Consider the following 20,200-nt stretch of genomic DNA (forward strand, 5'->3'; position numbering starts at 1 on the left):
TAAAATACGGTTGTGTTTTGCTATTATAACTTCTACTTTTGGACGATAAACAACTAAAAAACACATAAAGTTATGAAGAAATTGATTTTTTTATTTGCATTTTGTATTGTAGTGACTAATGTTTTTGCACAAACCGCCCCAGAGCAATTGAAAAAAGAAGGAAATGATGCATTTAATGCTAAAAATTATCCAGTAGCGTATGCGAAGTTCAGCGAATATCTGAAACAGACTAATAATCAAGATTCTGCAACAGCTTACTATTGTGGTATAGCAGCAGACGAAGTGAAAAAGTATGCGGAAGCCGTGACCTTTTTCGATATTGCTATTCAGAAAAAATTTAATATAGGAAATGCGTATGCTCGTAAAGCTTTGGCTTTAGATGCACAAAAGAAGACTGCTGAATATGTAGCTACATTAGAAGAAGGGCTGAAAGTCGATCCTAAGAATAAGACAATGGTGAAGAATTATGGTCTTCATTATCTAAAAGCAGGACTTGCAGCACAGAAAGCTGGAAAAGCAGAAGAAGCAGAAGATTGTTTCAAGAAAGTAATTCCGTTGGATCACAAACAGTATAAAACAAATGCATTGTACAGTTTAGGAGTTTTGTGTTATAATGACGGAGCTAATATCCTGAAGAAAGCTGCTCCTTTGGCAAATTCAGATGCAGACAAATATGCTGCAGAAAAAGCAAAAGCGGATGGAAGATTTAAAGAAGCATTAGACTATTTGGAAGAGGCTGCTAAGATCTCTCCGGAAAATGAAAATGTGAAAAAGATGCTTCCTCAAGTGAAAGCTGTTATGAAGTAATTTGACCAATCTTATAAATGATAGAGGGTTGCCGGTATGATACGTCGGGCAACCCTTTTTTATTGCTATCTTTTTCTAATCTATACTTTTTGTGTACATTTGCCATTCCTAAACGCTGAAATATTTTATGCACTTATATAATAAGGAACAGGCCATCAAACGGATGAATCAGTTTGGACAACACCATCGTCCTTTTGTTTTTATTATCAATTATCTGCAGGATGCATCTTATATAGAAGAGGTTGCTGCTGTTGATTCTACTGAACTTTTGTATAATTTGAATGGATTTACCAATCAAGCTACGTCAACTGAAAAGTATACACCTTCTTTTTCTGCTAAACCAGCGAACTCTATCCATTGGCAGCCTTCTGCAGAATCTTTCTATTCCTATCAACGCTCGTTTAATATTGTCCGACAGAATATCTTGGCTGGAAATAGTTTTCTCACAAATCTGACTTGTCGCACTCCGGTAGATACCAATCTCACTCTGAAAGATATTTATTATCACTCTAAAGCGATTTATAAGCTATGGGTTAAAGACACTTTTACTGTTTTTTCTCCAGAAATATTTGTGAGAATTCATCAGGGGAAAATTAGCTCATACCCGATGAAAGGGACTATTGACGCTTCCATTCCTTCTGCTGCCCAATTATTGATGAACGATCCTAAAGAGGCGGCAGAACACGCTACTATCGTAGACTTGATTCGTAATGATTTAAGCATGGTTGCCAATCAAGTGTCCGTTTCCCGGTATCGGTATATTGATACATTGCAGACTAATCAGGGAGCGATTCTTCAGACAAGCTCTGAAATTCAAGGCGTATTGCCGGAAAACTATTCGGAACATTTGGGAGAACTTATTTTCCGACTTTTGCCAGCCGGTTCCATTACCGGTGCCCCCAAGAAAAAAACGATGCAGATTATTCGGGAAGCTGAAACCTACGACAGAGGATTTTATACAGGAATTATGGGCTATTCGGATGGAATTAATTTGGATAGTGCCGTTATGATACGTTTTGTAGAACAGGAAGGAGAAAAAATGTATTTTAAAAGCGGAGGTGGAATCACCTGTCAGAGCGATGCGGAAAGTGAGTATAACGAAATGAAACAAAAAGTATATGTACCCATTTATTGAGACTATCCGGATAGAGGATGGACAGATTTATAATCTTGATTATCACACAGAGCGTTTCAATAGAACCCGTGCGGTCTTTTGGAAAAATAGTGTTCCGCTTGATTTGCGTGAGTATATATCGCCACCAGTTTTAAACGGGATTCATAAATGTCGGATTGTGTATGGAAAAGAAGTAGAAGAAGTCACGTATGCTCCTTATCAGATGCGAAAAGTGTCCTCTTTGCATCTGATAGAATCCGATACCATTAATTACACTTACAAAAGCACACATCGGGAAGAACTGAACGCTTTGTATGCCCAAAAAGGAATGGCAGATGATATTTTAATCGTGAAAGACGGCTATCTGACAGATACTTCTATTGCCAATATCGCCCTCTACGATGGGCGCACATGGTTTACTCCGGCTCATCCGTTACTCCGGGGAACGAAACGGGCGGAACTTCTGAATAAGCAATTCATTGTTGAGAAAGACATTGCGCAAGTGCATTTAAACGACTATTCACATATCATGTTATTCAACGCCATGATTGACTGGGAACGTATTGTATTGCCTATAAATGAGGAACATTTCATTCTATAAACGATAATTAACTGAAATATACAGAGTATTGCTGAACAAATGTCACTTTTGTACTGTTATATTTATGTGTTTTTCATAGTATTAGATATAAGATTAATTAAAGAGATTGTACTCCACTTGTGAAAGCTAAAGTACGTCAGAGACAGAAGAGTCTGTTTTTTTGATAAATGTGTTAAAGCATCGGTTTTACCAGGCCGATGCTTTTTTTATGTCCTTTTACCCCCTTTTGTAGTTTATATGAAATAAAATTTGTACGTTTGTAGAGTAATAATAGAAAATGATAAAGATGAACATACCCGTTATCTTTCAGTTTTTAAAAGATCTTTCCGCGAATAATAATCGTGAGTGGTTTAATGAGCACAAGGCAGAATATGAAACAGCCCGTGCCGAGTTCGACAACTTTTTGGCAACAGTGATTGCCCGTATTTCCCTGTTTGATGAAACTATCCGGGGAATTCAACCCAAAGACTGTACTTATCGCATTTACCGGGATACCCGCTTCTCTGCGGATAAAACACCTTATAAAATACATTTCGGCGGCTATATCAATGCCAAAGGAAAGAAATCCGACCATTGTGGATATTATGTCCACTTGCAGCCGGATGGTTCGATGCTTGCCGGAGGAAGCTTGTGTCTGCCTTCCAATATCCTGAAAGCAGTGCGTCAGTCTATTTATGACAATATCGAAGAATTTGTTGCGATCGTAGAAGATCCGGAGTTTAAGAAATACTTTCCGGTGATAGGGGAGGATTTTCTGAAAACAGCTCCGAAAGGCTTCCCGAAAGACTTCAAGTATGTCGATTATTTGAAATGTAAAGAGTATGTTTGCTCTTATAATGTTCCTGATGACTTCTTTACCCGGCCGGATATGTTGGAACAGATGGACAAAGCGTTCCGCCAGTTCAAGCGGTTTGCTGATTTTATAAATTATACGATTGATGATTTTGAATAAATAATGCCTGGAATATAAACTTTAAAATTTAACTTATATGGTAGTAGATACTTTAGAAAATCTGGAGAAATATGCGTCTTTAAATCCTTTGTTTGCACAAGCCATTGACTTCTTGAAGTCTCATGACCTCCAAGCCATGGAAATTGGTAAGACAGAACTGAAAGGGAAAGATCTGTTCGTGAATATCGCACAAACCAAGCCTAAAACAAAAGAGGAAGCCAAACTGGAAACTCATAACGAATTTATTGACATTCAAATCCCGTTGTCGGGAACAGAAATTATGGGGTATACCGCTGCTAAAGATTGTGTTCCGGCAGATGCACCTTATAACGCAGAAAAAGACATTACTTTCTTTGAAGGATTGGCAGAAACATACGTTACCGTAAAACCGGGAATGTTTGCTATCTTCTTCCCGCAAGACGGTCATGCTCCCGGCATCACTCCGGATGGTGTGAAAAAAGTAATCGTAAAAGTAAAAGCATAATCCTAATTCAATTCTGATATGGAAAAGACACTTAATCTCATAAAAAATGATCCCTGGCTGGAACCTTTTGCCGGTGCTATCACCGGGCGTCATCAGCATGTATTAGACAAGGAAGCTGAATTGACGAATAAAGGCAAACAAACCCTTTCAGATTTTGCATCGGGGTATCTTTATTTTGGATTGCATCGCACCGATAAGGGATGGACTTTCCGTGAATGGGCGCCCAATGCTACTCATATTTATATGGTGGGTACATTTAATAATTGGGAGGAAAAAGCAGCCTATAAGCTGAAAAAACTAAAGAATGGCAATTGGGAAATTAACCTGCCGGCGGATGCCATTCATCATGGCGATCTCTACAAATTGAATGTATACTGGGAAGGCGGACAAGGCGAGCGTATTCCTGCATGGGCTACTCGTGTGGTGCAGGATGAACAGACCAAGATATTCAGTGCACAAGTCTGGGCTCCGGAGAAACCCTATAAATTCAAAAAGAAAACATTTAAGCCCGACACGAATCCACTGTTGATTTATGAATGTCATATCGGAATGGCACAACGGGAGGAAAAAGTGGGCACTTATAACGAATTCCGCGAGAAAATACTTCCCCGTATCGCTGAAGAAGGGTATAACTGTATCCAGATTATGGCCATTCAGGAACATCCTTATTATGGAAGTTTCGGCTATCATGTATCCAGCTTTTTTGCTGCCTCTTCCCGTTTTGGTACTCCCGACGAATTGAAAGCATTGATCGATGCCGCTCATGAGATGGGAATTGCTGTGATTATGGACATTGTTCATTCACATGCAGTGAAGAATGAAGTAGAAGGATTAGGAAACTTTGCCGGTGATCCGAATCAGTATTTCTATCCGGGCGTTCGTCGCGAACATCCGGCTTGGGATTCTCTATGCTTCGATTATGGCAAGAACGAAGTGATTCACTTCCTGTTGTCTAACTGCAAGTACTGGTTGGAAGAATATAAATTTGACGGCTTCCGTTTTGACGGAGTCACTTCTATGCTATATTATAGTCACGGTTTGGGTGAAGCCTTCTGTAACTATGGAGATTATTTCAACGGTCATCAGGATGATAATGCGATTTGTTACCTGACATTGGCTAATGAAGTGATTCATCAGGTAAATCCGAAAGCGATAACCATTGCGGAAGAAGTTTCCGGTATGCCGGGGCTGGCTGCAAAAATAGAAGATGGCGGTTACGGCTTCGATTATCGTATGGCCATGAACATTCCGGACTATTGGATCAAGACAATCAAAGAAAAGATTGATGAAGACTGGAAACCTTCCAGCATGTTCTGGGAAGTAACCAACCGTCGTCAGGATGAAAAGACCATTTCGTATGCAGAAAGCCACGACCAGGCATTAGTGGGAGACAAGACAATTATCTTCCGTCTGATTGATGCTGATATGTACTGGCACATGCAAAAGGGAGATGAAAATTATGTTGTCAACCGAGGTATCGCTTTGCACAAGATGATTCGTTTATTGACCTCTTCAACCATCAACGGAGGTTATCTGAACTTCATGGGAAATGAATTCGGGCATCCCGAATGGATTGACTTCCCGCGTGAAGGTAACGGATGGTCATGTAAATATGCCCGTCGCCAATGGGATTTGGTAGACAACAAGAATCTGACCTATCATTATATGGGTGATTTTGATAAGGATATGCTGAAAGTTCTGAAGAGCGTGAAAGACTTCCAGGCAACACCTGTTCAGGAAATATGGCATAATGATGGCGATCAGGTATTGGCATACGGACGTAAAGACCTTATATTTGTCTTTAACTTTAATCCGAAACAGTCATTTACCGACTATGGATTCCTGGTAACTCCGGGAGCTTATGAAGTAATATTGAATACGGACGACGTTGCATTTGGAGGAAACGGTTTGGCAGATGATTCTGTAGTGCACTTTACTATTGCCGATCCGCTGTACAGTAAGGAAAAGAAAGAGTGGTTGAAACTCTACATTCCTGCCCGTACCGCCGTAGTGCTTAGAAAGAAGAAATAATTTTATCTTTAAATAAGAAGCCCCTGCAACTATCATTGTATATCTGCAGGGGCTTTCTCGTATATTGTGTTATTGAATGATTTAGTTCTAGTTTACCAAAAAGGTACTTGGTCCGAGAATATCATACATATCACTCACGTTGCGTGTTTTCAGTAATACTCCTTGTGGAGTATAGAATAACTGATATTTGATGTCAACGTTATCTTGGCCTACTTTAATTACAATAATAGCTTGCCATTTGGGAAACTCTACCATTGTCACATTATCTACCACCCAACTTGCGTATGGCCCGGATACAAAAGCATTATAGACTGCCGGTGACAGACGATCAAGGCTAACAAGATCAGTCTGTGTCATCACCCATTGCCCCCGGACGTTAAACCACACATTTTTAGTAAATCCGTTCATTACAAAGTTGGCGCAATAATATCCGTCATCTTGTGACCAGGCGATACCATTTGCTTTGGGATACATTTTCTTGAAAGTTGCCTGTACATTGCCGGGAGGGGTATCTCCAAAAACAGATGTAGATAATAGCAAAAACAGTGTGATCGCACAAATCATAAATTTCTTCATAAGCTTTGAGTTTAGAGAATTAGTTATAACTAAACAGCCTTTGAGAATATTTGTTTGAGCGATGTACATAAAATAATCCTCCGGGCATTTATAAGTGAAATGCCCGGAGGATAAGGAGTATGCGGTTCTTACTCTTTTTACTTAAAAAGTAATCTTTAAAATTTTTCCGTTATAACCTCCGACTGAAACGTCTGTCGGTTTATAAGGTAATAAGCAGATTTCTTCTTTAGCACCGGTCATCAAATCAATGGCCTGATAAGACTCCATTTGAGGAATCTGCAAAAAATCGAAGGCATGTGAAGGCACGTTGATGGCAACATCTACCAGTTGACTGTCGAAATTAATAACGAAAAACAGAATCTCGTTTTTGTATTTCCGCATAAAAGTATATTGTTTATGCTCATTGAAACGCCATCCGTTTATATTGGCATACATCAAGTCAAAGAATACCCCCTTTTTGATTGCCTGCTCTTCGTTGCAAAGCGTCAGTACTTTTTGATAGATAGAGTAGAGGTGCTTATGTTCTTCAGTAAGCATTTTCCCGTCAAACTTTCCTCCGTTGCGCCAACGACGTATAGTATCTACGCTCCAATAATCAAATATGGTAGTCCGTCCGTCTCTTCCGCTGAATCCTTCGCTATCCATGCCCAGCTCTCCGAACTCCTGACCGAAATAGATCATCATAGGATTGGTGTTCATACATGCAGAAACAATTAGTGCGGGAATCCCTTTACGCGGATTACCGGCAAAGAAATCAGATGCGATACGTTGCTCATCGTGGTTCTCCAGGAAGTTGAGCATTTTTTTCTCGATTCCATTCAGACTTTGCCAGCAATGAGTGATTGCAGTGGCAGATTCATATCCGCAGGCTACGTTCCGCAGTGTATCGTACAATCCTACCTTATCATATAGATAATCAAACTTGCCACGGAACAGATAGTTACGATATTCACTGGGATTATAGACTTCTGCGATAAAAAGTATTTCAGGATAAACCTCTTTTACTTGAGGAATAGCCCATTCCCAAAATTCAACGGGAACCATTTCTGCCATGTCACAACGGAAACCGTCAATGTTCTTTGACGCCCAGAAAAGAAGAATGTCCAGCATCTTTATCCAAGTGTCCGGAGTCGGGGAGAAGTGGCAGGTACCGCCATTCTGATAATCCACTCCATAGTTTAATTTCACCGTTTCATACCAGTCGGTGATATTGGGCGTAGCATCAAAACGATTGTTACCGGTAGCTTTAGCCGGAAATTCCCGGTAAGGCTCTGCTGCACCGTCTTTCATATCGAACTGGGCACGAAGTTCCGCTTGCGGGATATAATAGAAATTATTGTATGGACTGAAAGATTGGCTGGGGTCATCGTTAGCCCCCAATTCCGTCGTACCGTCGGGCTGTGCGTCCGAATGGTACTGGCGTGCTACGTGATTAGGTACAAAATCTATAATCACTTTCAAACCTGTGCGATGTGTACGGTGTACCAGGTTCTCAAATTCTTTCATACGTCCCTGTACATCGTTGGCCAGGTCAGGATCTACATCATAATAATCCTTGATGGCATAGGGAGAGCCAGCTTTTCCTTTCACAATGGCAGGATGATCCGGACTGATGTTATAACGACGATAATCCGTTTGAGTGGCATGTTCGATGATGCCTGTATACCATATATGTGTAGTACCTAATTTTTTGATTTCACCAAGTGCCTTGAGCGTGAAATCAGCCATTTTTCCACAACCGTTGGTGGCAATGTCTCCATTGTAGACACAGTGGTTGTTGTTATTTCCAAACAGACGGGTGAACACTTGATAGATAATTATTTTATTTTCGTCATTCATATAGAGTAGATTATTAATATTCGTATTCATTCTTTTTTTCGATGGATAGGAGGTTACTTCCATATTTTCCCTTTTTCTTCCAACAGTTGATTAAGTACTTCATTGGCTGTATTATATCCTTGTCCGAAGATTTCTTCTGCTTTCTCCAGTTCGGTATTGCTATATCCGTATAGATTGTATGGTTCGATTAATAAATCACACTTTTCCCTTTCTGGAAAAGTATTGGCGCGGAACATAAAATGGAATGAACGCATAGCAATGCTTACAATATTCATTTTGTAGTCCTCTGCCATGATGGGGCTTACGTTGACAGCCACCACCTTATCACACACTCTACGCAGGGTAGAGACAGGAAGATTCATCATCAATCCTCCGTCTACATAGTTAGTGCCATCTATATTGACTGGTGCGAACATAACAGGCATACAGCAGGAAGCTGCGACCCGTTCAGCAATACTGCCGCGGTGAAAATGAACCATGCGTCCATGATCGAGGTCGGTTGCTGTGATAATCAGAGGAAGTTGTAAATCTTCCAAGTTTTTGGCTTTTACGTTGGTTCGGAGAAAGTCTATAAATTCACAAAGGTCAAATAATCCTTTTTTAGGAATTACCAGTTTGGTTAAATCCTGGAATTTATGTCCGGAGAAATAATCAAGAACTTTGTGGGGTTCGTTGCCATCTGCATAAAAGACACCGGCAAGTGCTCCTGCGCTTACTCCGGAGATGATTTCCGGTTTAATATCATGCTCTAAAAGAGCTTGCATAACTCCCAGATGGGCAAATCCTTTAATAAATCCTCCGCTTAGTGCATAGCCAATCTGATATTTCCGGCTATTCCTGTTATTTGTGAATACCTCCATGAGTTGCTTTCTTTAGTTCGCCACGAATTTAGTGAATTTATTGAAAGTAGGAGGAATATAATGAATAGTTTTTTTAAGAGAACGTTATAAGTAGTTTTTTGTTATCCATAGAACACAATAAATGCGGATAACATGGAACTTTAATTGCGTAAGTATAAAGTTTTGTTATCCGCATTTAAATATATCACAATAGAGCACAAATATACGGATGGAATCTTTACACCAGCACTGGGGGCTGATTAGAATCCGAAATCGTCTATCTCCACTTTATGTTCTTCGTTTTCTTTAAAAGGTTTTGCTTCTTTTTGCACTGGATTTCCTTCGATATAGATAGCGCGGAATGGACGGGCAGGACAAACATATTCGCATCCTCCACAACCTACGCATATTTCTTTGTTTACATGAGGGATCGTTAATCCGTCTTTATATGGTACCATTGCCACAGCCTGTGTAGGACAGTGCTCGGAACACGCTCCGCAACTGGTTCCATCAGTATAAACGATGCAATTTTCCTCGATAAAAACAACATATCCCATTTGTGTAAGATGTTTTTGCTCTACACTTATGGGAAGAATTGCTCCATTGGGACAAACGTCTCCGCAAACAGTACAGTCAAAATTACAAAATCCTTTCTCAAAACTAACGGTCGGCTGCATTATACCTGCCAAACCATACTCCATAAAAGCAGGTTGCAGAACATGAGAGGGGCATTTGCTGACACAAAGATGACAGGATGTACATTGCTGTTGAAAGTGTTCCCGACTGATAGAGCCCGGAGGAGTGATTGGATTCTCCTTTTTGTATGCCTTTTTGCCTTCCAGTCTTGCAACGGATTCTTTGGCTTGGGACAGGAGTTTGGGTGCAGCCCCGGCAGTAACAAGACCGGCAACCAAAAAGCGGCGTTTGGATGAATCCGTGTCCGGTGATGATGGCACAGGGGCTTCTACGTTTGCTTGTTGTTTCTTTAAAGAAGGGTTGTAGACCAATGCCTTTTGCTTGCATGCTCCCAGGCAGTCGAAACAATCTACGCAGCGGCTATAATCAATGGCATGTTCTTTACTATTGATGCAGGAGGCTTTGCATTTGGTAGCACAAAGCCCGCATCCATTACATTTCGCAGTATCGATACGGACCTTAAATAATGAAAAGCGGCTCAATAATCCCAATACTGTTCCTACGGGACAAACCGTATTGCACCATGTCCGCCCGTGTTTCCATGCCATTACAAAAATAACTGCCAGAGTGATAATAGCAATGAGAAGAGAAGAAATGCTTAAAACAGAGGTATCTACCTGATAAAACGTATAATTGTCGAACTTGGAAAAGACGGATTCCAACAGATTATTCCCCAACATGTAGATAGGTTTGAATATATGCACTACCACACGTCCATACGCACTGTATGGATCGAGCAGGCCTACAATAAATGTAAATCCGCATAGAAACCCGATTACTGTCAGTCCAAGTACGCCCCAACGCAATTTATTTTTTGCGGGACTGTAACTATATCTTTTTTTCTTTTTCCCTGTTGATTTTGAAATGCGTGCAATGACATCCTGCAAAATACCCATAGGGCAAATTGTAGAACAATAAACGCGTCCAAACAAGAGTGTTAACACAGTGAGAAATAGTAAGATACCTATACTTAGTGAAAGGACAGCTGGAACAAACTGCAAATGTGCCAGCCGATGAAAACTGTTCGGTAATATTTCTGCGAAATCGAGAAAAAAGAAAGAAATCAGCACAAATAAAAGTGCTGATATTCCAATACGTAGCCTTCTTAACATTGTTATTTTACATCTTAATTCGCTTGACATTCAGCTTGTCAATGTTCATGGTTCCTATTTTCAGTGCTTCTCCTTTAGCGAGGTGTCCCACAGTATCTAGTGGCATCTCACGTACTTGATTGAAGAATTTGGCGGCAGCCGTGTCCACTGCTACAATATCCGGTGAAATGAACAGTCCTTTCGCTAACACGACATCCGAGGCAGAACGTCCTCGCGGACCATTGGTTTTCATGATACGATAAGCGTCCACTACGTTCAGCACAGCTTTCTTTTCCAGTGTACAGATATCGGCAATACATTGTTGCAAGTCATTCTGGTGGAAAAATCCACGATCCCAAACAATTCCCATGTGATTTTTCATTGAGATAGTCAGATTGGCGCCCCCATGATTTTTCAGGATGGGAACATTGATCCATACATCGCAATTCAGGATGGCTTCATGTATCTTTGCTTTCTTCATCTTTTGACCGTTGGGTAGGTTTACCGGCTTGTAATAAGACTCCAAATGAGCAGGCATTACTTTTGCTCCGGCAGCTTTTGCCGCAGCTTCGATGCCGCTGTTTTTGTAGCACTTCTGCCAATCGTCACACGTATGGTCGAATACGGTCACTTCTTTAGCTCCGGCAGCAAAGCATTGTTTCACGATTTCAGCAATCAGTTGCGGGTTGGTGTTTCCTGCCAGTTCCGGCACTTTATCCCAACCGATATTAGGTTTTACGACCACCTTCTGTCCCGGTTTGACGAATTGTTTCATACCGCCCAGTTCGCTGATAGCACGGCGGAACATAGCTTCCGGTTCTCCACCCATAACGGCTACCAAGTCCGGATTGCCTCCGTTCGTATTATTAATAGTCTGGGTTAATATTTCCATTGCCTCCGAATGCTGAATACTCAATGCGGCACCGGTTATGGCTACTGTTTTTAAAAAGTCCCTTCTGTCCATTTTTGATTTTACTTTAGAGTTTTGCAATCGCTTTCAGTAGGGTGTAGCCGCCAAACCATTGAATTAACATACCGGGAATACCAATGCGGAAATCTTGCACTGCTGCATGGAAATTTCCGATGAATGCCCATTCAAAAGCAGTTCCTATAATCTGATAGGAGAGAACGACACCGAGAATAGCCCATAAAGAAACGGATTTCAGTGTTCGTGCAGCCAAGGCGGAAGTACCGGCAAGTAAAGCGGATTTTATCAATATAATGGGGAGTGCAGCTCCCGATGGCATTGCAAATAACAGGTGATTGATGACAGGAGAAAGAATTGCTGTCAGTAATCCCACACGAAAGCCATATTTATAAGCTGCGATCAACGTGAAAAAATAGATCGGCAATAAAGTAGGACCACCGTATGGTACAAGATGACAGATTTGTGGAAGTGCAATGTTGCCTGCCACAAATAGCAGGGCAAAGAGGTAAGTCCTTACATTGCTGTAATTCAGTGAATAGAGTTTAGCAGATGTTTCCATTTTCGTTGATAACTTTAAAGTTTAATAGAACGATAATATATAAAAAATTAGACTTCTTTCCGCAGAAAAGGTTTAATCCGGACAAAGAACTATTTGCTAAAGTAACTGTCTAAAATTAGTTAATAGAAAAAAGGAGACTTCGTTGCGTTTTGAATAACAACTTATAATACGAACTAATTTAAGCATTTACTTTATGATATTAAAAATGGGACAGAAAAGTTTCAAGCCTATTTGAAACACTTTGTTTCACTACGGGAAACTGTTTGTTTCACCGCTTGAAACCATTCGTTTCACACCGAGAAACAAACAGTTTCAAAGCTTGAAACATATTTTGAAACTATTTGGTTTGTACTTTTGCCTTATTCGGCGCCCATTCTTTCCCGGATCTTTCCCCATGCATGCGTATCAAACAGGCAACTTTGGCGCATAGTCCCACACATTTCTCTGAATCTGGACATAGGTATCGTATAACTCAACTTATCCGCTTCAAAGTACGGACGCACCGACGGATCGAAGAAACCAATAAATGTCCGCTTGCCTCCTTTGCGGTTTTCAAGAGTGGCTTGTGTCACTATGGAACTGCAACCGGAACCGAATAAGGAAACGACACCATCTTCGGCATTGTTATCATAGTAAGCCCATGTAGTCAGTCCGGAAAGCATATCAGGATTGGCGATAAACATGACGCCTTCCATTTGTTCCAGACTTGCCACTTTGTCTATACGGGCAAAATGAAGGTATTTCTTTTCTGTCCTCGGAACTCCGAGTTGCCGGATAAATTCAATGACCATTTCCGGAGTCTGTTTATATCGTTCTTTTAGTGAGACAAAAGTCGGTACGCGTTCAGGCATTTCTGTAAAACCTGTGTAGAATTTGCCGCCACCGCAACCGATATTTTCTGCATTCAAGCTGATAGTACCACCTTCTCTGACAGTCTTCATGCCTTTAAAGAAGCAACCGTTAATTTTCTCTGCTGTTCCTTCCAGTATATCTGAATACCAAAATACAAGAGGTAATTCGGCATTCTCTCCGAATGCCTCTTTGAAGTTCTGAATAAATGTTTGGATGTCCATAGCTTATCAATTTTAGTTATGTATGTAGGTCTTTGTACAAAGTTAAAATAAAAATAGACATTCATCCTCTTTTTAAACAATAATTACTTATATTTGTCCGGAACAGAATATAAAGAGAAGCGTTATGAAGTATTTACTAATATATATAGGGTTACTTTGTACATCCCTGCAATTGTGGGGGCAAGAAACGGTTGCTACAAGAATCGCTCCTCCGACGGGATATGTCAGGGAGGCTTGTTCCGATCATTCGTTTACAGGTTACTTACGTAATTTGCCTTTGATGCCGAAAGGTAGTAAAGTGATGCTTTATAATGGAAAAGAAAAATCGAATCAGTCTGCAGCTTACGCTGTAATCGATATGGAGATAGGTAACCGTGATTTGCAACAGTGTGCCGATGCGGTAATGCGTTTGCGGGCGGAATATCTGTGGAAACATAAACGATATGGAGAAATAAAATTCAACTTCACCAATGGTTTCCCTGCCGGGTACAAGAAATGGGCGGAAGGAAATCGGATAAAAGTCAGCGGCAATCAAGTGCAATGGTATGCTGCGGGCAAAGGAGTGGATTATTCCTATAAAACTTTCCGTAACTATCTCGATATGGTCTTTATGTATGCCGGAACGGCTTCTTTATCCCGCGAGCTTCAGACTGTGTCTTATACTTCCCTGCAACCCGGTGATGTGTTTATTAAAGGCGGCTCACCCGGACATGCGGTCATTGTTGTAGATGTTGCTGTTCATCCGACTACCAAAAAGAAAGTGTTCTTGTTGGCGCAGAGCTATATGCCTGCACAACAGATTCATATTCTTGTAAATCCTGTCAGTCGCAGCCTTTCCCCCTGGTATGAATTAGCGGAAACGGATGCGAGGAAACTATATACTCCGGAATGGATTTTTAGCCGGAAAGATTTAAAACGCTTTAAGGAGTAGAATCTTTTCGTTATCTTTGGCATTTAACAAACCGTTTTAATCATACAACAACGAAAAACAACCGATTATGAATCAAGATTTGTCAATGAATGCTAACCAGTTGGTAGCATTCCTTCAAAAGCCAACTTCAGAGTTTACCAAAGCCGACATTATCTCATTTATCCAGCAAAAAGATATCCGCATGGTTAATTTCATGTATCCGGCGGGAGACGGTCGTCTGAAAACCCTGAACTTTGTCATCAACAATCAAGCTTATCTGGAAGCTATTCTTACTTGTGGAGAACGGGTAGACGGTTCCAGTCTTTTTTCTTTCATAGAAGCGGGCAGTAGTGACCTTTATGTGATTCCCCGTTTCTGCACTGCATTCGTTGATCCGTTTGCCGAGATTCCGACGCTGTCCATGCTTTGCTCTTTCTTCAACAAAGACGGCGAACCCCTCGAAAGTGCACCAGAACACACCCTTTACAAAGCAAGCAAAACTTTTACAGAAGTTACCGGAATGGAATTTCAGGCAATGGGCGAATTGGAATATTATGTAATAGCCCCGGATACAGGTATGTTTCAGGCAACCGACCAACGTGGTTATCACGAATCGGGTCCATACGCTAAATTTAATGAGTTCCGTACTCAATGTATGTCTTATATCGCGCAAACAGGCGGGCAAATAAAGTATGGACACTCCGAAGTGGGTAATTTTACGCTGGATGGCTATATTTATGAGCAGAATGAGATTGAGTTCTTGCCGGTTCCTGTATCGCAGGCGGCAGATCAGTTGATGATTGCCAAATGGGTGATTCGTAATCTGGGATACAGATATGGATATAATGTGACCTTTGCTCCTAAAATAACAGCTGGTAAGGCAGGATCGGGCTTGCACGTACACATGCGTATCATGAAAGACGGAAAGAACCAAATGTTGAAAGACGGCGTCTTGTCGGAAACAGCGCGTAAAGCAATTGCCGGAATGATGGTGCTTGCTCCTTCAATCACTGCCTTTGGAAATACCAATCCTACTTCTTATTTCCGTCTTGTTCCTCATCAGGAGGCACCTACCAATGTTTGCTGGGGAGATCGTAACCGTTCCGTATTAGTACGTGTGCCATTGGGATGGGCTGCAAAAACAGATATGTGTACATTAGCTAATCCGTTGGAAGCCGAAAGCCATTTTGACACCAGCCAGAAGCAGACTGTAGAAATGCGTTCTCCGGATGGTTCGGCAGATTTGTATCAACTGTTGGCCGGTTTGGCTGTTGCCTGCCGTCATGGTTTTGAGATTGAAAATGCGCTGGATATCGCTGAAAAGACGTATGTGAATGTGAATATCCATCAGAAAGAGAATGAAGATAAACTGAACTCACTGGCACAACTGCCAGATAGCTGTGAGGCTTCTGCTGATTGCCTGCAGCAACAACGGGCAATCTTTGAACAATATAATGTCTTTAGTCCGGCAATGATTGATGGTATCATCCGCAGACTTCGCAGTTACGAAGATAAAACGTTGCGTGCGGATTTGGAAGGAAAGCCGATGGAGATGTTAGATCTCGTACATAAGTATTTCCATTGTGGATAATCTGCAAACGTAAATTGGTATATAATAAAGGTTATCTTCTGTTTCAAAGAAGGTAGCCTTTAATTTTCTGATGCAGAATTTAACTATAAGTATTTGTTTTTCAAAGAGCTTATAACAAAGAAACTATAGAAGGCTAATCAGATGATTGGTATGAAATAGCCCGATATAAAAGAATGCGAACGTTAAGTATTGGCCTATTTTCATAAAAAAGATGTTTTGAGAAAAGAAAAAGGAGGGAATATAGTGCAATATCTCCAAATAATGCTTTCCTTTGTACCAACAACAATAAAGAGGTTTATTACGATTTGATTTTTTTACGTGAATCTTCTCATTTATTTGAGCATATCCATCTCTAATTAAGATCTTCCTAAAACTTTCTTATTGAATTATTAATTTTTTATATTTGTATTTTATGAATTTGTACATTGGAAATCTTAGCTATAATGTTAAGGAATCGGATTTGAGAAATGTAATGGAAGAGTATGGAACAGTTGCTTCAGTAAAGTTAATCACAGATCGTGAAACTAGAAGATCAAAAGGTTTTGCGTTTATCGAAATGCCGGATGATGCAGAAGCTAACAACGCTATCAAACAATTGAACGGTGCAGAATATGTAGGTCGTTCAATGGTAGTGAAAGAAGCATTGCCAAAGAACTAATACTGAATAAATAGACAGTAATAGAGAAGGGCGCACTAGGAAACTAGCGCGCCCTTCTTCTGTTAATCCTCATTATTATCTTCTTCATCATCCACCATATTATTGAGTTCCAATTCCAGGTCTACCAGCTCTTGTTCCCATAATTTCAGGATATTCTTCGGTGTATCTTTTGCAGCTTTCTTTATTCTTTCTTGAGCAACAGATACTTCATGCTCTAATTGTCTACGTCTGCTCATATTTTTATTGTTTTGATTATGAAATGATAACAACTCGTGTGTGGAATAGTTCGACAGGCAAAATTAAAAAGTAGTGGGCTGAACTATTCGCAAATAAAGTATGTTTTGTAGTCTGAATCTTTTAAAACATACAATCATGCTCAATTTAATAGCCGTATTCTTAGTCTGTTCAGGTATCGGAATAGCAGTACATATTGCCATAGACCTGACACATCGTCCGCAATCAATGAAAATAATGAATGCAGTTTGGATATTATCTGCATTGTGGGGAAGTTATTTAGCTTTATGGGCGTATAATAAGTTCGGACGGAGCAGTCCGATGAAGATGGAGGATGACGGGATGAAAGGGATGGGCATGTCTGACATGAAAGATATGGATATGCCTGATATGAAGGGGATGGATATGTCAATGGGAGAGATGAGGCGTCCTTATTGGCAATCGGTAGCTTTGTCGGCTCTTCATTGTGGCGCAGGCTGCACATTGGCAGATATCATAGGAGAGTGGTTTACGAATTATGTTCCTGTAACTGTTGCAGGCAGTCAACTTGTAGGGAATTGGGTACTTGATTTTGTATTGGCTTTGATTATTGGCGTTTATTTTCAGTTTTATGCGATTCGGGAAATGGAAAAAATCTCTGTGGGGAACGCGCTGACTCGCGCTTTCAAAGCAGATTTCTTTTCTCTTTTATCCTGGCAGGTAGGAATGTACGGTTGGATGGCAATTGTTTATTTTGTGCTATTCATCAATGAGCCATTGCCCAAAGATACATGGATATTCTGGTTTATGATGCAGTTGGCTATGCTTTTCGGTTTCTTCTGCGCTTATCCGATGAATGCTCTTCTTATAAAATTAGGTATAAAGAAAGGTATGTAAAATAAATGCAGATTCACTTAAAGCGATAAGTATGAAATTACTTATTTTGAGTGAATCTGCATCTGTAATATTACTACTTCTGTTTTTTATTTCTCTTTTGGAGGTTACTTTTTCAATAGTTTGGGTATATCCGAAGGCTCTTGTGCCACTCGGATACCAGCTGCTTCCAAAGATTCAATTTTCTCTTTTGCCGAACCGGAACTTCCTGAAATAATAGCGCCTGCATGCCCCATTTGTTTTCCCGGAGGAGCTGATTGGCCGGCAATAAATGCAACCACAGGTTTAGTTACATTATTACGGATATATTCAGCCGCTTGTTCTTCCGCATTTCCTCCAATCTCTCCAATCAGGACGATTGCTTCTGTTTCCGGATCATTCTGAAACATTTCCAGCAGTTGGCGGAAGTGAAGCCCTACAACAGGATCGCCCCCGATGCCGATAGCGGTAGATTGTCCCATTCCATTAGCTGTTAAGTGATACACAATCTCGTAAGTAAGTGTTCCGCTACGGCTGATGACACCTACATTTCCTTCTAAAAAGACTTGTCCTGGTAAGATGCCAACCATGCTTTTTCCCGGAGAGATAAGTCCCGGACAGTTAGGCCCGATCAACATGGCACCTTTTTGTTCGGCAAACTGATGCGCCTTAATCACGTCCAGTGTGGGAATTCCTTCTGCAATGCAGACTATGATCCGGATGCCTGCGTCCGCTGCCTCCATGATAGCATCTGCCGCAAAACGTGCCGGAACGAAAATGATGGAGGTATTAGCTTTTGTCTGCTCGACAGCGTCATACATGGTGTTGAATACGGGGATTCCGTCCACATCTATTCCTCCTTTGCCCGGAGAAGTACCTCCGACCACTTTGGTTCCATATTCTTTCATCTTCTTGGCATGGAAAAGCCCGTCTCTGCCAGTGATTCCCTGCACAATCAAACGGGTGGATTTATCTATTAGTATGCTCATAATTGCTTTATTTTTTAGTGATTTGGTACGTATTATGCTTTCAGAGCCATAAGAGCAGCCTCTTTCATCGTTGTGGCTATTTGGAAACGGCTGTAATTCCGTAACAGTTCCCGTCCGATATGTTCATTGGTGCCTGTAAGCCGGACGATGACGGGGACATTGCTGTTTATCTGCTCGAATGCCTGAAGAAGTCCCATTGCTACATCATCGCAACGAGTGATCCCACCGAAAATATTAATCAGGACCACTTTTACTTTCTCATCCTGCAATAAGAGTTTCATAGCTTCAATAACCTTGACAGGATTGGAGCTGCCACCGATGTCGAGAAAATTAGCAGGCTGACCGCCGTAAAGTTTAATCATGTCCATAGTAGCCATGGCAAGTCCGGCGCCATTTACCATACAACCGATATTGCCGTCCATGTGAACATAACTGAATCCTTTATCTTTGGCATCTGCTTCCACTTTTTCTTTTTCCGTCGGATCAAACAAAGCATGAATCTCCGGATGCCGATAGAGCGCATTGTCATCAAAAACGATCTTTGCGTCAATGGCCATTAACGTACCTTTCTTTGTAAGTGCCAGCGGATTTACTTCCACTAACGACGCGTCATTCTCCACAAAGATTTTATAAAGTTCCTGAAGGATGGCAGCCATTTTACCTGCCTGTTCCATTTGTGGGAAGAGAGCGAAAGCGAAACGCCTTGCCAGATAGTCGGGAAGGCCAATGAATGGATTGATTGAATATCGGATGATTTTCTCCGGTGTCTGACGGGCTACCTCTTCAATATCCATACCACCGGATGCACTCATCATCAGAACGACAGAACGTGTATTCCGGTCGATGGTATAACTGACGTAATATTCTGCAGCAATATCAACCGCTTCGCTGACCAGAACTTGATTGACAGGAAGACCTTTAATGCTCATTCCGAGAATGTTCTTGGCTTCCTGATAAGCATCTTCCGTATTGTTTACCAGTTTCACTCCTCCGGCTTTTCCCCGGCCTCCGGTTAATACTTGTGCTTTTATAACCACTCTGTCTGTTCCCATCCTCCGGTATGCAGCCAGGACGCCTGCGGCAGTACGGCATAAAGTGTGCCTCTCAACAGGTATTCCGTACTTGGAGAAAATCTCTTTCGCTTGATATTCATGTATTTTCATGGCTCATAAATTTGAGTAAATGATTCCTATAATAAAAACAAAAGAAAGATTCGGAAAGTTTGCCGGAAAAGAAAAGTATCAGGGTGTTTTACAACATGTTCGTTTGTATTCCATTTATGGTTTTCATATAAAAAAAAGCTCTAAGTTTGCAGTCGCAAGATAAGAGAGTGGAAAATTTATCTTAATAATACCAAGCGTGGCAGATAAATTTGT

At 40.9% G+C, this 20,200-nt stretch carries 20 protein-coding genes; 10 read left to right on the plus strand and 10 right to left on the minus strand.

The window, feature by feature from the left end:
* Positions 1 to 72: 72 nt before the first annotated feature.
* The 6 genes from KFO40_RS23230 to KFO40_RS23255 all read left to right on the plus strand — a co-directional run bounded on the left by KFO40_RS23230 (position 73) and on the right by KFO40_RS23255 (position 5,989).
* Positions 73 to 807, plus strand: coding sequence for a hypothetical protein (locus KFO40_RS23230; protein WP_008022494.1), 735 nt, complete (start codon positions 73 to 75; stop codon positions 805 to 807).
* 127 nt (positions 808 to 934) lie between these two features.
* On the plus strand, positions 935 to 1,942 hold the full coding sequence (locus KFO40_RS23235) for an aminodeoxychorismate synthase component I (protein WP_211146847.1): 1,008 nt from the start codon (positions 935 to 937) through the stop codon (positions 1,940 to 1,942).
* Entirely contained in the window at positions 1,926 to 2,522 is a 597-nt protein-coding gene (locus KFO40_RS23240; protein WP_211146848.1) for an aminotransferase class IV family protein, read from the plus strand. The genes KFO40_RS23235 and KFO40_RS23240 overlap by 17 nt, the downstream gene beginning before the upstream one ends.
* A gap of 277 nt (positions 2,523 to 2,799) precedes the next feature.
* Positions 2,800 to 3,474, plus strand: a complete 675-nt coding sequence (locus KFO40_RS23245) for a DUF2461 domain-containing protein (RefSeq protein ID WP_008770653.1) — start codon at positions 2,800 to 2,802, stop codon at positions 3,472 to 3,474.
* Between the two features lie 37 nt (positions 3,475 to 3,511).
* A complete protein-coding gene (locus tag KFO40_RS23250) occupies positions 3,512 to 3,958 on the plus strand; it encodes a YhcH/YjgK/YiaL family protein (RefSeq protein WP_008019991.1) in 447 nt (148 codons plus the stop codon).
* A gap of 18 nt (positions 3,959 to 3,976) precedes the next feature.
* Positions 3,977 to 5,989 (plus strand): alpha amylase C-terminal domain-containing protein, encoded by a 2,013-nt coding sequence (locus KFO40_RS23255; protein WP_004316879.1) that lies wholly within the window; start codon positions 3,977 to 3,979, stop codon positions 5,987 to 5,989.
* 87 nt (positions 5,990 to 6,076) lie between these two features.
* Here KFO40_RS23255 and KFO40_RS23260 read toward each other — a convergent pair whose 3' ends face one another.
* From KFO40_RS23260 to KFO40_RS23290, 7 genes are all read right to left on the minus strand, one after another.
* Positions 6,077 to 6,565, minus strand: a complete 489-nt coding sequence (locus tag KFO40_RS23260) for a PepSY-like domain-containing protein (RefSeq protein ID WP_008640124.1) — start codon at positions 6,563 to 6,565, stop codon at positions 6,077 to 6,079.
* Between the two features lie 141 nt (positions 6,566 to 6,706).
* Positions 6,707 to 8,404 (minus strand): alpha-amylase family protein, encoded by a 1,698-nt coding sequence (locus tag KFO40_RS23265; RefSeq protein ID WP_087318114.1) that lies wholly within the window; start codon positions 8,402 to 8,404, stop codon positions 6,707 to 6,709.
* A gap of 53 nt (positions 8,405 to 8,457) precedes the next feature.
* Positions 8,458 to 9,264 (minus strand): patatin-like phospholipase family protein, encoded by an 807-nt coding sequence (locus KFO40_RS23270; protein WP_008022480.1) that lies wholly within the window; start codon positions 9,262 to 9,264, stop codon positions 8,458 to 8,460.
* A 239-nt stretch (positions 9,265 to 9,503) separates the two neighbouring features.
* Positions 9,504 to 11,051: a 4Fe-4S binding protein gene (locus KFO40_RS23275; RefSeq protein WP_211146849.1), complete on the minus strand. Its 1,548-nt coding sequence runs from the start codon at positions 11,049 to 11,051 to the stop codon at positions 9,504 to 9,506.
* A 7-nt stretch (positions 11,052 to 11,058) separates the two neighbouring features.
* The gene (locus tag KFO40_RS23280; RefSeq protein ID WP_008022476.1) at positions 11,059 to 11,994 is read right to left on the minus strand and encodes a DUF362 domain-containing protein; all 936 of its coding nucleotides are present in this window, start codon (positions 11,992 to 11,994) and stop codon (positions 11,059 to 11,061) included.
* 13 nt (positions 11,995 to 12,007) lie between these two features.
* On the minus strand, positions 12,008 to 12,517 hold the full coding sequence (locus KFO40_RS23285) for a hypothetical protein (protein ID WP_008022475.1): 510 nt from the start codon (positions 12,515 to 12,517) through the stop codon (positions 12,008 to 12,010).
* A 359-nt stretch (positions 12,518 to 12,876) separates the two neighbouring features.
* Entirely contained in the window at positions 12,877 to 13,590 is a 714-nt protein-coding gene (locus KFO40_RS23290; protein ID WP_008022473.1) for a DUF169 domain-containing protein, read from the minus strand.
* 124 nt (positions 13,591 to 13,714) lie between these two features.
* On the opposite strand from KFO40_RS23290, the gene KFO40_RS23295 reads away from it, so the two are divergent.
* From KFO40_RS23295 to KFO40_RS23305, 3 genes are all read left to right on the plus strand, one after another.
* Positions 13,715 to 14,521 (plus strand): DUF4846 domain-containing protein, encoded by an 807-nt coding sequence (locus tag KFO40_RS23295; RefSeq protein ID WP_211146850.1) that lies wholly within the window; start codon positions 13,715 to 13,717, stop codon positions 14,519 to 14,521.
* 67 nt (positions 14,522 to 14,588) lie between these two features.
* Positions 14,589 to 16,091 (plus strand): glutamine synthetase family protein, encoded by a 1,503-nt coding sequence (locus tag KFO40_RS23300; RefSeq protein WP_049702735.1) that lies wholly within the window; start codon positions 14,589 to 14,591, stop codon positions 16,089 to 16,091.
* Positions 16,092 to 16,503: 412 nt separating this feature from the next.
* A complete protein-coding gene (locus KFO40_RS23305; protein WP_008022467.1) occupies positions 16,504 to 16,749 on the plus strand; it encodes an RNA recognition motif domain-containing protein in 246 nt (81 codons plus the stop codon).
* Between the two features lie 62 nt (positions 16,750 to 16,811).
* Here the strand turns inward: KFO40_RS23305 and KFO40_RS23310 are convergent, their stop codons facing one another.
* On the minus strand, positions 16,812 to 16,985 hold the full coding sequence (locus KFO40_RS23310) for a hypothetical protein (RefSeq protein ID WP_004316403.1): 174 nt from the start codon (positions 16,983 to 16,985) through the stop codon (positions 16,812 to 16,814).
* A gap of 136 nt (positions 16,986 to 17,121) precedes the next feature.
* Here KFO40_RS23310 and KFO40_RS23315 point away from each other — a divergent pair, with 136 nt between their 5' ends.
* A complete protein-coding gene (locus KFO40_RS23315) occupies positions 17,122 to 17,859 on the plus strand; it encodes a DUF4396 domain-containing protein (RefSeq protein WP_049703356.1) in 738 nt (245 codons plus the stop codon).
* Between the two features lie 104 nt (positions 17,860 to 17,963).
* On the opposite strand, the gene sucD is transcribed toward KFO40_RS23315, so the two are convergent.
* Both sucD and sucC read right to left on the minus strand, forming a co-directional pair.
* Positions 17,964 to 18,824: a succinate--CoA ligase subunit alpha gene (gene sucD, locus KFO40_RS23320; protein ID WP_211146851.1), complete on the minus strand. Its 861-nt coding sequence runs from the start codon at positions 18,822 to 18,824 to the stop codon at positions 17,964 to 17,966.
* Positions 18,825 to 18,856: 32 nt separating this feature from the next.
* Positions 18,857 to 19,987: an ADP-forming succinate--CoA ligase subunit beta gene (sucC, locus tag KFO40_RS23325; protein ID WP_118195215.1), complete on the minus strand. Its 1,131-nt coding sequence runs from the start codon at positions 19,985 to 19,987 to the stop codon at positions 18,857 to 18,859.
* Positions 19,988 to 20,200 lie beyond the last annotated feature (213 nt).

This window comes from Bacteroides sp. 1001302B_160321_D4, assembly GCF_015667765.1.
Taxonomy (GTDB): domain Bacteria; phylum Bacteroidota; class Bacteroidia; order Bacteroidales; family Bacteroidaceae; genus Bacteroides; species Bacteroides xylanisolvens.

Coding starts and splice junctions, on each gene's coding strand:
- KFO40_RS23230 (WP_008022494.1), top strand. CDS start 73: ATGAAGAAATTGATTTTTTTATTTGCATTTTGTATTGTAGTGACTAAT.
- KFO40_RS23235 (WP_211146847.1), top strand. CDS start 935: ATGCACTTATATAATAAGGAACAGGCCATCAAACGGATGAATCAGTTT.
- KFO40_RS23240 (WP_211146848.1), top strand. CDS start 1,926: ATGTACCCATTTATTGAGACTATCCGGATAGAGGATGGACAGATTTAT.
- KFO40_RS23245 (WP_008770653.1), top strand. CDS start 2,800: ATGATAAAGATGAACATACCCGTTATCTTTCAGTTTTTAAAAGATCTT.
- KFO40_RS23250 (WP_008019991.1), top strand. CDS start 3,512: ATGGTAGTAGATACTTTAGAAAATCTGGAGAAATATGCGTCTTTAAAT.
- KFO40_RS23255 (WP_004316879.1), top strand. CDS start 3,977: ATGGAAAAGACACTTAATCTCATAAAAAATGATCCCTGGCTGGAACCT.
- KFO40_RS23260 (WP_008640124.1), bottom strand. CDS start 6,565: ATGAAGAAATTTATGATTTGTGCGATCACACTGTTTTTGCTATTATCT.
- KFO40_RS23265 (WP_087318114.1), bottom strand. CDS start 8,404: ATGAATGACGAAAATAAAATAATTATCTATCAAGTGTTCACCCGTCTG.
- KFO40_RS23270 (WP_008022480.1), bottom strand. CDS start 9,264: ATGGAGGTATTCACAAATAACAGGAATAGCCGGAAATATCAGATTGGC.
- KFO40_RS23275 (WP_211146849.1), bottom strand. CDS start 11,051: ATGTTAAGAAGGCTACGTATTGGAATATCAGCACTTTTATTTGTGCTG.
- KFO40_RS23280 (WP_008022476.1), bottom strand. CDS start 11,994: ATGGACAGAAGGGACTTTTTAAAAACAGTAGCCATAACCGGTGCCGCA.
- KFO40_RS23285 (WP_008022475.1), bottom strand. CDS start 12,517: ATGGAAACATCTGCTAAACTCTATTCACTGAATTACAGCAATGTAAGG.
- KFO40_RS23290 (WP_008022473.1), bottom strand. CDS start 13,590: ATGGACATCCAAACATTTATTCAGAACTTCAAAGAGGCATTCGGAGAG.
- KFO40_RS23295 (WP_211146850.1), top strand. CDS start 13,715: ATGAAGTATTTACTAATATATATAGGGTTACTTTGTACATCCCTGCAA.
- KFO40_RS23300 (WP_049702735.1), top strand. CDS start 14,589: ATGAATCAAGATTTGTCAATGAATGCTAACCAGTTGGTAGCATTCCTT.
- KFO40_RS23305 (WP_008022467.1), top strand. CDS start 16,504: ATGAATTTGTACATTGGAAATCTTAGCTATAATGTTAAGGAATCGGAT.
- KFO40_RS23310 (WP_004316403.1), bottom strand. CDS start 16,985: ATGAGCAGACGTAGACAATTAGAGCATGAAGTATCTGTTGCTCAAGAA.
- KFO40_RS23315 (WP_049703356.1), top strand. CDS start 17,122: ATGCTCAATTTAATAGCCGTATTCTTAGTCTGTTCAGGTATCGGAATA.
- sucD (WP_211146851.1), bottom strand. CDS start 18,824: ATGAGCATACTAATAGATAAATCCACCCGTTTGATTGTGCAGGGAATC.
- sucC (WP_118195215.1), bottom strand. CDS start 19,987: ATGAAAATACATGAATATCAAGCGAAAGAGATTTTCTCCAAGTACGGA.